This is a genomic window from Paenibacillus radicis (ex Xue et al. 2023), assembly GCF_024722015.1.
GTDB lineage: Bacteria > Bacillota > Bacilli > Paenibacillales > NBRC-103111 > Paenibacillus_S.
On the sequence record NZ_JANQBD010000064.1, the window covers coordinates 1 to 12320 of the forward strand.

Consider the following 12320-nt stretch of genomic DNA (forward strand, 5'->3'; position numbering starts at 1 on the left):
ATTGCTCCGTGTTTCATGAACAGAACATGCGTTCCATCCAGCTATCCGCTCTTAGCTATCGTTTCCGATAGTTATCCCGGTCTTACAGGCAGGTTGCCTACGTGTTACTCACCCGTCCGCCGCTAACTGTTCCCGAAGGAACAATCCGCTCGACTTGCATGTATTAGGCACGCCGCCAGCGTTCGTCCTGAGCCAGGATCAAACTCTCCATTAAAGTTGGCCACAAGGGCCGTTTAACGCAAGCTTGTCTTAAGCTCAAAAGTAATGCTAGCGAGAATTTACATTCTCTATTTTAACACTCACTCGTTGTTCAGTTTTCAAAGGGCAATCGTTGACAAAGCCACGTCATTGCTGACTTTCCTCTTTGTCATTTTGTGCCAACTTGTTTAGCGGCGACTTTTATAATATAACACATTTGCCTACCACATTGCAAGCATTATTTTCGAAAGTTAAAATCTTCTTTTCTTTCAATCCCGAACCTCTTTTGGCCGGAACAACAATATAGCATGGATGAAATTAGATTGCAAGTTTTTATCAACTTATTTTTCCATCCGCTGCAGAACCTTTTATACTATACCCATTTTCTCAAAAAATAACAACCTCCACTTCAAAAAACCATAAGGTCCGAAGTAGAGGCTGTTGTATAACGTTACATATATTGTTTTACCCTTTAATCGCAACGGCTGAAGCACTCGCAAGCTCGCTTTGGAATTCATCATGAATATGTCCATTAGAAGCTAAAATATTGCGAACACCTAAAGTATAGGGGTTTCCCTCAGTATCCGTAACCGTACCCCCCGACTCTGCAACAAGCAACGCTCCGGCTGCTATGTCCCATGAGTTTAGACCAATTTCCCAAAATCCGCTTAAACGGCCAGATGCAACATAAGCCAAATGAAGTGCAGCTGATCCGGCTATACGAATATTTCGTACCTTGGGACACAAGGCGTTAAACCCCTGCAAATTAACTGGCAAAGCCCCGTCACGATCTGCCGGAAGACCGGTAGCAATTAAACTTTCTATTAACTTACTCTCGCCCGATACGTTCATCGGCTTTCCTTTGACATAAGCGCCTTTCCCTTTCTCAGCAACAAACAGCTCGTTCGACATCGGGTTGTAAACAACACCAACAATGACCTCACCCTTGTAAGCCAAGGCAATAGACACGCTGAAGAACGGAAAACCATGCACAAAGTTGGTCGTGCCATCCAAAGGATCTACGATCCACAAATATTCCGCTTCCTTCAAGGCCTCCAGCGCTTTACTGGATGCCGCCGGACCCGGCGCGACCCCTTCTTCTCCAAGTATCGAGTGATGCGGAAAATGGGTTTGAATTAAATTGCGGATCATCTTCTCCGCACCTTTATCTATTTCGGTTACAAGATCCTGCGAGGAATATTTGGTATGTAAGCTGTTGAAATCCCCCAATTTACTTTGGATCCATTCCCCCGCTTTTGATGCCGTATTTATAGCTACCGCCGTGAAGCTCTTGCTTCCGACAGTAAAGGATGGATTTCTTTCATTAGACATTTCAATCAGCCCTTTTTCCTTCAAAGATTATAAATCACAATTTAATCTAAGTATATTGAATATACGTTTTAAAAGCTACAGCGTTTCACCCAAAAATAATTAGGGGTTAACACAAAAGAGCTCCCAAAGATCAAGAATCTCTGAACCGTACTCGAGCATCACAAAAAAATGACATCCACCCCTTCAAGAAGGATGAATGTCATTTAAACCTTTAACATTAAACACCTACAATATGATATCCGTTATCCACGTAAATAACTTCGCCAGTGATGCCTCTGGACAAGTGACTCATAAGGAACATCGCTGTGTCACCAACCTCAGCTACTTCCGTTGTGCGGCGTAGAGGAGCTTTTTCTTCTACGGAACGTAAAATGGAGTTGAAATCTTTGATTCCCTTGGCTGCCAAGGTACGGATTGGACCCGCTGAAATCGCATTGACACGAACATTAAACTGACCAAGATCATTAGCCAAATAACGCACGCTTGCTTCCAATGCAGCCTTCGCGACACCCATCACGTTGTAATTTTTCATTGCACGTTCTGCACCAAGGTAAGTCATAGTCATGATGCTGCCGCCTTCTGTCATTAGCGGATACATTCTTTGCGCCACTGCAACAAGCGAGTATGCGCTGATATCTTGGGCTAAAGCAAAGCCTCCACGGGAAGTGTCTACGAATAAGCCTTCCAGCTCTTCCGTTTTTGCAAATGCAATGCTATGTACAAGACCGTGCAGCACACCGAAATGTTCTTTAACAGCCCCGGCCAATGTTTCAATCTCTTCATCAACCGTTACATTGCAAGGAAGTACAACCGAATTAGGAATAGTGTCAGCCAGCTTGCGAACCCGCTCCTCGACTCTTTCATTTTCAAATGTAAAGGCAAGGCGCGCACCTTGCGACGCTAAGGATTGTGCAATCGCCCATGCGATGCTGCGGTCGTTCGCTACACCCATTACAAGTATATTTTTACCGTTTAATAGTTGGCTCATGTAAAAATTCCCCTTCCAAAATAAAATGAGGCTTTAGCCTTCACCCTTTCTCAAGGTACCCCATTTTACCGAATATTTCAAGCAAGAATATATGCAGCTCAAAGTTCGAAGGAAGCTTGCCCCAGAACGTTTACATCAGCCTCTACTTCCACGTCTTTCATAAGCTGGATGAGCGCTTCATCCTTCTTTTTAGCTTCAATCATAATATCGAGCCTTGGAGTCACAGACGCAATAGACCGTAAAAATCTCATAAGTACAGGAGCATCTATAAAATCGGCATGGCTTCGTACATCCTTATCGTTTTTAGGACTTGAAACGTGAATTTTGGGGGGCAAGGGATGATCCGAATCCTGCTCCTTTTGACCTTCCCAAGTACTCAATATTCTAGGCCATAAAGCTTTGATATCCTCTTCAGGCGTCTCTTCCTCCGAATGATTAACCTGATGATGATGAATATCAAGCACCATAGGAGCTTTCACAATCTCACAAACCGCCAGCGTCTCTAGTGCTGTGAAGGTTTTATCATCATTTTCCAAAGTAAGCCTTCTGCTTATTCTGCCCGGAAGGTTTCTGAACCGTTCAACAAACCGTGCCTGGGCAGTCTCTTTGTTGCCATAAGCCCCGCCTATATGAATGTTACATTTGGCTGACTCATCGAGCCCCATTGCCTCCAGCATTGTGACATGCCGATCCAAATCAAGCAGTGAATTTCGCAGTACTTCCTCCCGAGGTGTGCTCAGTACGGTAAAATGATCAGGATGAAAGCTAATGCGCATATTGTGCAAACGGGCATATTGCCCCAATTCAGCAAAAGCATCTTGTAGAACCGGCATCGGGTCCCAACCCTTCAGCAGCTCATGGCCCAACAGAGGAATAAGCTTGGAGGAGCAGCGGTACAGTTGAATGTCATAGGCCCGATTATGCTTCAGCAGCCTGAGTGTATTATTAATGTTATCAACAGCCGTCCGCTCCAGCTTGCGAATCGCAGCTTCACGGTTTTCAAGCTTGGCGAAGTTAGTTGCTGTCATAGTTTTAGACGGTGAAGCATTAGCTACAAGCATCGACATTGCGACATAACCAAGACGGACAATCATCCTATCCCTTCACACTCCGCTTCCAAGGTATATGAAAATAGGTTGTCCAATGGTATCACTGGCTATCAAGGATAAACGGTCGTTCCATTCTCTAGAAAAAGAAAAACACCTTCCCTCTACAAAAAATAAAGGAAAGGTGTTGTAGATTTGTGTTATCAACGCAAAAGGCCGAAAAACATTTCATGAGCTAATGCGGTCTGAACACGCGATTCTTCTTCCGTCAATCGGCGCATCAGTTCCATCTCCACCTGGGTTACTTCTTCTCCCTGGAAGTTGATTTCTGCAATAGAAGCAACGATTTTGACAATCGCGATCGCTTTATTTTCCGGACTGTAGGCGATAACCATTTCTCCTGTCGGGTAAACCCGGAAGCCCTTTTTAACCATTTTGCCGCGCCCATATTCCAGCAGCTCGTATAGCTCTTGCTCGGATTTAAACTTGCACACGGAATTAAATTCGGTTTGAAATCCCATACGTAGTCTCCTTTCTTATGGCACTTTAGATCATATATTTTAAGCATACGTGATGCAGCAGAAGTTCGCAAGTAGGTGGAATTAACCCAAACTATGTATTAATAAGTGCGAGGCCAGGATACAACTCCGCCGCTCTTTGACACGAATCTCATTTAAACATCAAAAGAATATTGAAGCCGCTGTTTTTCTGCATGGCGCTTGATAGCTAGTGAAATTAAATTATCCAACAGCTCGCGGTACGGCTTGCCGGTCTCTTTCCACAACAATGGATACATGCTAAAAGGCGTAAAGCCAGGCATTGTGTTGATTTCATTAATAAAAATTTTGTTATCTTCCTTTCTAAGGAAGAAGTCTACGCGCGACAAGCCGGAACCATCAACAGCCAGAAAAGCTTGAATAGCCATTTCCCGAATTTCATCGGACAGCTCCTGAGGAATCTCAGCGGGAATGATCATGGATGATTTACCATCGATATATTTGGCTTTATAGTCATAGAACTCATTAGAGGATACCACCTCACCAACCACGGAGGCTTCGGGATCATCGTTGCCGAGCACTGCCACTTCCACTTCTCGCGCGTTAATATTCTCTTCAATAATAACTTTACGATCGAACTGGAAAGCTTCCTGGATAGCTCTAATCAGCTCTTCCCGGTTTAAAGCTTTACTGATGCCCACACTGGAACCCAGATTTGCCGGTTTGACAAAACAAGGATAGCCAATAGAAACCTCAACTTCCATTAGGAAGAAAGCTTGATCCTTTTCCCATTGGGTCCGGGTGAAGTGGCGGAACACGCATTGCGGCAAGCCTTCCTGAGCAAAAACCTTCTTCATCATCACTTTATCCATTCCTACAGAGGAAGCTAATACACCAGCTCCTACATAAGCGATATTAGCCATTTCCAACAAACCTTGAATGGTCCCATCCTCGCCAAATGTCCCATGCAATAATGGAAATACTACATCGATCTGAGGTCCCGGTGTTGAGTCTACAAGCTTCGTGTCCTCTGTCTGCTGTGTATTAAAGAAGGGCTGCAGCGCAAACTTCTCTTCCGTCTGCGGTTCATTCTCAAACTTCAGTGCAGCCACGCTTCCCACAGGTCCTTGAAGCTGCTTGCCGGAACGCCACTCCCCTTGCTTGGTAATGTAAAATGGGACCACTTCGTATTTGCTCATGTCAAAAGCTTTAATCACAGCGAGTGCAGTTTGCAGCGATACCTCGTGCTCTCCGGATTTTCCGCCGTATACTAAACCAACTCGAATTTTGTCGTTCATAATAACCTCCGAAAATCTATGATAGGTAAGCGCATATAAGTACTGTATAAAAAGTGTGAAGCAAGAATAAACGACCCGTGAATGGAATGACGAATACGTTTCATACAGGTCAGCAAAGCACAGTTTTAAAGTTATACCTTCTATTCAACTTATAAAATTCGCAATTCAGAAAGAAAATTGAGCAGGACAAGCATAATCCAAGCAGATTGGAAGAATACTTGCAAGCGTAAGCCTAGCATTATCTCAGCTCGGTTATATGCAGGAAACGGTATATCGTACGCTCTGTCCAGGCAAGCGAATCTTTATAAGCCCAATAACGATGGCGACTGTTTATAGTATGAGCATTCATCAAAGGCATACCGTTGGCATCCTTGGCTGTGACAATTGCACTGTGACTAAACCGTCCGCTGCCCTCCCAGTCGTAGCTGATAACATCACCCAGCTGAAGTTGATCGGCATGAGCCATAATTTCAGCATGAAGTCCGGTTCGACTGTTTAACATATATCCTTGGAGGCTATGAGCAACTGCCCAGCTGAAGCTCCAATGCTCTTGTCCGTTATATCTGCCCTTGTACCACCAACCCAAGTCTCTTTTTCCAGTATAGTTCATTGGCGCCCCGCCTGCAAAGAGGCATTGGGAAACAAAGCTGCTGCAATCCACTTCAAATTCAATGTAAGAGGGATTCGCTTTATCCCACCACGTTTCGGCGTATTCAACAGCTTGAGCCCGATTGTAGCTGAATCTTCTTCCGGAAGATTCCAAATAGGGGACAACGTCATAATTCAAATAGGGCAATGAGGGAAGGCGCATCCCGTGGTTCACGTACGGCTCATCCGCTTCTATCTCCACCGAGCTTCCGAGATTCGGTGTATTTATAGGAAACGAATTTTCCACACCAACGAGTTCGATACGCGTTATATGCCATTTCTCATCAAATTGCTCTAGCGTTATTCTCTCGGTTTCAACACGCTGCTCTTCAAGCTCGGTATTCCCCATAGCTCCAACCGAATTGCGTTTGAGACGAATATCGGCCGTAACTTTGTGCTGCTGAACAGATGATTGTACAATGGTTAGCCGGGTTTCATTTTTAACAGGGAAATAGCGCCGGTCTTGATCCGAATGTGCAGTTCGAGCCAACCGTTTGATTTGTTCTTGCAGAAATTGTGTATCCGTTACGAACGGAAGCAAAGGTTCGACGGAATAATCCATGTCCATTTGATTTTTGTGGTGAACATAATCATAGAGTGTTGTTTTCCATGACATGTGGGCTACCTCCAATTGGTTGGTTTACAGACAGGATAAAAGGTTTCGCCGTCCCTCAGCACGAGTCGTTCACCAAAGTTATGCGAAACAAAAGAAACGAAAGCTTAACCTTCAAATTAAATAACAGATACTCCTGTCCATACGGGGCTATCGATTATTCCAATATATGAGGGAATGTGGGCAAAAATGATTGAATATAACCTTTACGAAGCGTCCTGCACGATGTATACTTAGTATATAGTAATTATGAAATCGCGTTTCACTGTATGAAACAACCAAGATTTCAGCTGATACTACATTTTTAAGGAGGAAACGAAAACCATGGCTAACAAAGATCAGTACTCCGTACGCAAATCACTGGATGTTAACGGTAAAAACTACCATTACTACAGTTTGCCCGGACTTGAGGCGCAAGGCCTCGGAAATATTAATGCATTGCCTTTTTCCATTAAAGTCCTTTTGGAGGCGGCTGTTCGTCAATTTGACGGCAGAGCGATTACTTCCGAGCATGTAAAACAAATTGCTAACTGGACAAAAGAACGCGAAGACAAGGAAATTCCTTTTATTCCTGCGCGTATCGTATTGCAAGATTTCACAGGTGTTCCTGTAGTTGTTGATCTTGCTGCAATGAGAGATACTATGAAGCGTTCCGGCGGCGATCCAAAGCGTATCAATCCACTTGTACCCGTTGACCTTGTTATTGACCACTCTGTAATGGTTGATGCTTTTGGATCCCCAGACGCGTTAGATATAAACATGAATTATGAATTTGAGCGTAATGAAGAGCGTTACCGTTTCCTTCGTTGGGCGCAAACAGCTTTTGATAATTTCCGCGCTGTCCCTCCTGCTACCGGTATCGTTCACCAAGTTAACTTGGAGTATCTGGCGTCTGTTGCAGCTACTAAAGTTGTCGACGGCGAAACCGTAGTATATCCGGATTCATTGGTAGGTACGGATTCTCATACAACTATGATCAACGGCCTTGGTATTGTGGGCTGGGGTGTTGGCGGTATTGAAGCCGAAGCCGGTATGTTGGGTCAACCGCTTTACTTTGTAACACCGGAAGTTATCGGCTTCAAGCTGACTGGCAACCTGCCTGAAGGTTCAACTGCAACCGACTTGGCACTAACTGTTACCCAAATGCTTCGCAAAAAAGGCGTTGTAGGTAAATTCGTTGAGTTCTTCGGCCCTGGCCTTAGCAATATCAGCTTGGCTGACCGCGCTACAGTAGCTAACATGGCACCTGAATACGGCGCAACTATCGGCTTCTTCCCGGTAGATGCTGAATCTTTGAATTACATGCGCAGCACAGGTCGTGAAGAGGATCAAATCGCGCTTGTTGAAGCTTACTATAAAGCACAAGGCATGTACCGTACCGATGCAACACCAGATCCAATATTCAGTGACGTGATCGAGCTTGACATGTCATCCGTTGTACCAAGCTTGGCTGGTCCTAAACGTCCGCAAGACCGTATTGAATTAACATCAATGAAGGAATCCTTCAACTCCATCATTCGCACGCCGATTGAAAAAGGCGGCTACGGCTTAAGCGATGAGAAAATTTCAGAGACTGTTGAAGTGAAGCACGCTAATGGCGACGTTAGCAAAATGGGCACAGGCGCTGTTGTTATCGCGGCTATTACTAGCTGTACTAACACATCCAACCCAAGCGTTATGATCGGTGCAGGTTTGGTAGCTAAGAAAGCGGTAGCGCTTGGTCTGAAAAAACCTGCTTATGTAAAAAGCAGCTTAACTCCAGGATCTCTAGTTGTTACTAACTACTTGAAAAATGCTAACCTGTTGGAATCTCTTGAAGCTCTGGGCTTCCACGTAGCAGGATACGGCTGTGCAACCTGTATTGGTAACTCCGGTCCACTGCCAGAGGAAGTTGGAGAAGCTATCTCTAACAACGATATGACTGTTGCCGCTGTATTGTCCGGTAACCGTAACTTTGAAGGCCGCGTTCATGCCCAAGTAAAAGCGAACTACCTGGCTTCTCCACCTCTGGTTGTTGCTTATGCATTGGCAGGAACGGTTAACATCGATTTGGCTAACGATCCAATCGGTTATGATCAAGCGAACCAACCTGTTTATTTGAAAGACATCTGGCCGACAAACGCTGAGATTCAAGAAGCGATGTCATCCGCGATGAGCCCTGATATCTACCGTGATAAATATTCGAATGTGTTCCGTGCCAATGAGCGTTGGAATGCGATCAATGTACCGGAAGGCGAGCTATACGAGTGGGATGAAAAATCCACCTATATCGCTAACCCTCCATTCTTCGAAAACTTGGGCGCAGGCATTGCCGATATGGCCGATATCCGCGGCGCAAGAGCTATGGCATTGCTTGGCGATTCCGTAACAACGGATCATATTTCCCCTGCTGGTAACATTAAAGCAGACAGCCCTGCTGGTAAATTCTTAATCGAGCATGGTGTAAAGAAAGAAGATTTCAACTCGTACGGCTCACGTCGTGGTCATCACGATGTAATGATGCGCGGAACTTTCGCGAACATCCGTATTCGTAACCAAGTGGCTCCAGGCACTGAAGGCGGCGTAACCACTTACCTGCCAACCGGGCAAGTTGAGTCCATCTATGATGCTTCCATGAAATATCAGGAGCAAGGTACGAACCTGGTTGTTATCGCAGGTAAAGAGTACGGTACAGGCAGCTCCCGTGACTGGGCAGCAAAAGGTACATTCCTGTTGGGAGTAAAAGCCGTAATCGCGGAAAGCTTCGAGCGTATTCACCGTTCCAACCTCGTGGGAATGGGCGTTCTGCCGCTTCAATTCTCCGAAGGCTCCAGCTGGAAAACACTAGGCATTACTGGAACTGAAACTTTCGACATTACTGGCTTGACCAACGATGTTCAACCAGGTCAAAAGGTTCCTGTCACAGTTACACGTGAAGACGGAAGCAGCTTCCAGTTCGAAGCTATCGTTCGTCTGGACAGCATGGTGGATGTGGACTACTACCGTAACGGTGGAATTCTGCAAACGGTATTGCGTCAAATTATGGCTTAATTTCAATTGAAAAAGCGCCCGAGAAAGGGCGCTCTTTCATTAATTCGAAGGCAACTGAGCTAATCAGTTGTCTTTTTTTGCGATCTATTAAAAGCATTAATTAAATCATCCAGCTCCATGGAGTATCTAAGACTCCCAGGGTCTGTATGACCATGTGCTTCTGCATATTTATTTAATTGCCGGCGTTTCTCATAAATGGCCTCCTCAATGAGTATGGACTCTTCTTCCTCTCGGGAATAGCGCGGCTTTCGTTGCGTACTAGACAACAAACCTGTGATCATAACACTCGTCATAGGAGAAACCTTTGCTTTTAGATTCTTATTTATCATTTCATATACACTCCTTCTCATTATGTTGATCAAGCGTTGAGAAGAAGCATATATCGCGGGGGTTCACCCGGTGGCGGCCTTGACCATTGATTGATACCCCAAAACTGGGATCCTCCATAGTCTTGGTTCATTATTTTTGGAGGATACTGAAGCATATTAACCGGAAAAAGAAATACCGGGCTTCCAGCCAGTTCCCCGCTGCCAGCGCCTATTAATGCGCCACTGCCAGTTGGACCATTTCTTTTTATAAAAGTAAACGGTAATGCAAACCAGCGATTCGTGAAAGCTTTACGTACGGGTGTCGGCTCCGCAGCATTGGACTCGTCCCTACTAGCCTGTAGAAATTCACGATCCGAGAATCGTACCCCAGGGGAGATAAGCGGTATTTCCAGTTCAGGAATCGGAGCTAGCATTCCTTCCCTACCGGCTTCAGGACTATCGGAATGAGTTGCTTGAGTTGCATGGGTTGCGCGGTCAGGTTCTACCTTAATATCTGTTATAGGAACATTTTCGTGCAAGGTGGAAGGCGGACCAGCCCCAAGGCCAGGACCCCTCTTTATAAAAGTAAACAAATCCCCAGTTCCGCCCGCTTCCTTCCAGCTATCAGCTCTTTTCCCTCCATTTCTGTTCCCTCCATTATTGAGAGGGATCTCCGTTGAGTTAACGATAATACTATCCGGTGTATTCGGCACTTGGATAACTACAGCGGGCGGCACTTCAACTTGAATGGGTGGAATCATAACCGCTGGAGGCTCGACCTGGATCGGAAGAACCCCGATTGGCGACAATGGCACTTCTGCTTCAACCGCAGGCGTTTGTACCTTCACGATCGGAGTGTCCACTTTTATAACAGGCAGGCTGACCGTTGCCTGCGGTATCAGATTGGATGAAATGCTCACCTCAACCGAAGGGACGTCCACCTTAACCAGTGGTGCATCTAGTGAAATCGCAGGTGTCTTTAGCTCCAGATTGGGAAGTAGACCACTCTTCGAGGTCTTCCCCTCTGTGGCGGGTATCATCGCTCCTTCTGGCTGAATGCTCACAGGGGCGCTTTGCACCTGTACATCTATAAGCGGCGTGTTCACATGAACGGATGGAGTCTCGAGCTTGATTTGCGACGCTTGCCCTAGCTCAGTCAGCGGCAATTCTGCCGCCGCTTCAGGCGTCTTTACCTGGACGGCAGGCTCGTCCACTTTGATAGCAGGCAATTCAATCGATGCTGGCGTCGCACGGTCTGTCGAAACCTTCACCTCCAGCGAGGGAACTTCAATCTTCACCAGCGGTGTATCCAGCGAAATTGAGGGTGACTTCACCTTCAGATCGAGGAGCGGACTATCCTTCTCCGCCGACGCGGAAGAAGGCTGCTGCGCATCCTGTGCCGGTGGTGACGCCGGTGCTGGCGAAGCTTGCGATGCCGTGGCCGGCGATGGTGACACCGGCGATGACGGAGCTTGCGATGCCGAGACCGGCGATGGTGACATCGACGCTGACGGAGCTTGCGATGCCGTGGTCGGCGATGGTGACATCGACGCTGACGGAGCTTGCGATGCCGTGGCCGGCGACGGTGACGTCGGCGCTGGCGGAGCTTGCGATGCCGAGGCTGGCGATGATGGCGCCGATGCTGACGGAGCTTGCGATGCCGTGGCCGGCGATGATGACGACGGCGATGGCGAAGCTTGCGATGCCGAGGCTGGTGATGATGGCGCCGACGCTGACGAAGCTGCGGGAGCAGGCGTCGGTGATGCATCTACAGCTTTGGATGAAGGAGTAGACACCTTCTCCACTATGTTTGTAATTGAATTTAAAAGCCCGGCCTCCACTTCGAGGGGATGTATGATCTCCAGGATAAGCACCAGGACAAATATGATTAGTATGTTCCGAAGCTTGATCATTCTTTTGCTCCTGCTAATTTGTTCGCCAGCATGTAAGCTTCACCTCCTTCCCAATTATCTGAGGGGGATGATATATTATTAATTACTGCATAAGTTGAACATTGAATCACATGTTATCTTTTTTACCTATTGCATGCGGCATAGCATCGGCAGACCGCTCTCATCAGCACAGGCATTCGACAATATAACAGGAAAAGCTCAAGCTAATTTCTCCAATATACGTCTTGTGGGCTCATCTAGCTGGAAAAATAGATCTAGAATAAAAAGTGGACACCTCATAAGAGAATGCAGATAATTAAATTACAAAGAGGAAGAGGTGTCCGGTGTGGGTGAGATGAGACAGAGGTTCAGTGATGAGTTTAAAGAAAAGACAGTAAAGTACATTCAAGAACAGACAAAGAGCGTTCCGCAGATTGCAGAAGAGTTAAACATCCCAGCAGGAACGTTAC

11 protein-coding genes and 1 rRNA gene are annotated in these 12320 nt (G+C 46.2%); 3 read left to right on the plus strand and 9 right to left on the minus strand.

What is annotated here, in order from left to right:
• The 7 genes from NV381_RS37810 to NV381_RS37840 all read right to left on the minus strand — a co-directional run.
• Positions 1-214, minus strand: a 16S ribosomal RNA gene (locus NV381_RS37810); the annotation flags it as partial.
• 449 nt (positions 215-663) lie between these two features.
• Positions 664-1530, minus strand: a complete 867-nt coding sequence (locus NV381_RS37815; RefSeq protein WP_258218418.1) for an inositol monophosphatase family protein — start codon at positions 1528-1530, stop codon at positions 664-666.
• 217 nt (positions 1531-1747) lie between these two features.
• The gene (gene fabI / locus NV381_RS37820) at positions 1748-2518 is read right to left on the minus strand and encodes an enoyl-ACP reductase FabI (RefSeq protein WP_171651708.1); all 771 of its coding nucleotides are present in this window, start codon (positions 2516-2518) and stop codon (positions 1748-1750) included.
• Between the two features lie 98 nt (positions 2519-2616).
• A complete protein-coding gene (gene uvsE, locus NV381_RS37825; protein ID WP_258218419.1) occupies positions 2617-3612 on the minus strand; it encodes a UV DNA damage repair endonuclease UvsE in 996 nt (331 codons plus the stop codon).
• A 155-nt stretch (positions 3613-3767) separates the two neighbouring features.
• Positions 3768-4085: a hypothetical protein gene (locus NV381_RS37830; protein WP_258218420.1), complete on the minus strand. Its 318-nt coding sequence runs from the start codon at positions 4083-4085 to the stop codon at positions 3768-3770.
• Between the two features lie 152 nt (positions 4086-4237).
• Positions 4238-5359, minus strand: a complete 1122-nt coding sequence (locus tag NV381_RS37835) for a D-alanine--D-alanine ligase (RefSeq protein WP_258218421.1) — start codon at positions 5357-5359, stop codon at positions 4238-4240.
• A gap of 238 nt (positions 5360-5597) precedes the next feature.
• Entirely contained in the window at positions 5598-6623 is a 1026-nt protein-coding gene (locus NV381_RS37840; protein ID WP_258218422.1) for an amidase domain-containing protein, read from the minus strand.
• A 321-nt stretch (positions 6624-6944) separates the two neighbouring features.
• Here NV381_RS37840 and acnA point away from each other — a divergent pair, with 321 nt between their 5' ends.
• Entirely contained in the window at positions 6945-9650 is a 2706-nt protein-coding gene (gene acnA, locus NV381_RS37845; RefSeq protein WP_258218423.1) for an aconitate hydratase AcnA, read from the plus strand.
• Positions 9651-9709: 59 nt separating this feature from the next.
• Here acnA and NV381_RS37850 read toward each other — a convergent pair whose 3' ends face one another.
• Positions 9710-9979 carry an aspartyl-phosphate phosphatase Spo0E family protein gene (locus tag NV381_RS37850; protein WP_258218424.1) on the minus strand — a complete coding sequence of 90 codons (270 nt, stop codon included), beginning with the start codon at positions 9977-9979 and terminating at the stop codon, positions 9710-9712.
• A 29-nt stretch (positions 9980-10008) separates the two neighbouring features.
• The gene (locus NV381_RS37855; protein WP_258218425.1) at positions 10009-11505 is read right to left on the minus strand and encodes a hypothetical protein; all 1497 of its coding nucleotides are present in this window, start codon (positions 11503-11505) and stop codon (positions 10009-10011) included.
• Between NV381_RS37855 and NV381_RS37860 the strand changes: the two genes are divergently transcribed.
• Together NV381_RS37860 and NV381_RS37865 are read left to right on the plus strand one after the other, a co-directional pair.
• Complete coding sequence (locus NV381_RS37860; RefSeq protein WP_258218426.1) at positions 11486-11953, plus strand: hypothetical protein; 468 nt, start codon at positions 11486-11488, stop codon at positions 11951-11953. The two genes, NV381_RS37855 and NV381_RS37860, sit on opposite strands and share 20 nt — an antisense overlap.
• 252 nt (positions 11954-12205) lie before the next feature.
• The coding region (locus NV381_RS37865; protein ID WP_258212789.1) for a transposase at positions 12206-12320 on the plus strand (115 nt) is incomplete at its 3' end.

Excerpts from the sequence above, each read along its gene's own strand:
- acnA (WP_258218423.1), top strand. The coding sequence starts at position 6,945 with ATGGCTAACAAAGATCAGTACTCCGTACGCAAATCACTGGATGTTAAC.
- NV381_RS37830 (WP_258218420.1), bottom strand. The coding sequence starts at position 4,085 with ATGGGATTTCAAACCGAATTTAATTCCGTGTGCAAGTTTAAATCCGAG.
- NV381_RS37835 (WP_258218421.1), bottom strand. The coding sequence starts at position 5,359 with ATGAACGACAAAATTCGAGTTGGTTTAGTATACGGCGGAAAATCCGGA.
- NV381_RS37840 (WP_258218422.1), bottom strand. The coding sequence starts at position 6,623 with ATGTCATGGAAAACAACACTCTATGATTATGTTCACCACAAAAATCAA.
- fabI (WP_171651708.1), bottom strand. The coding sequence starts at position 2,518 with ATGAGCCAACTATTAAACGGTAAAAATATACTTGTAATGGGTGTAGCG.
- NV381_RS37855 (WP_258218425.1), bottom strand. The coding sequence starts at position 11,505 with ATGTCACCATCGCCGACCACGGCATCGCAAGCTCCGTCAGCGTCGATG.
- uvsE (WP_258218419.1), bottom strand. The coding sequence starts at position 3,612 with ATGATTGTCCGTCTTGGTTATGTCGCAATGTCGATGCTTGTAGCTAAT.
- NV381_RS37850 (WP_258218424.1), bottom strand. The coding sequence starts at position 9,979 with ATGATAAATAAGAATCTAAAAGCAAAGGTTTCTCCTATGACGAGTGTT.
- NV381_RS37815 (WP_258218418.1), bottom strand. The coding sequence starts at position 1,530 with ATGTCTAATGAAAGAAATCCATCCTTTACTGTCGGAAGCAAGAGCTTC.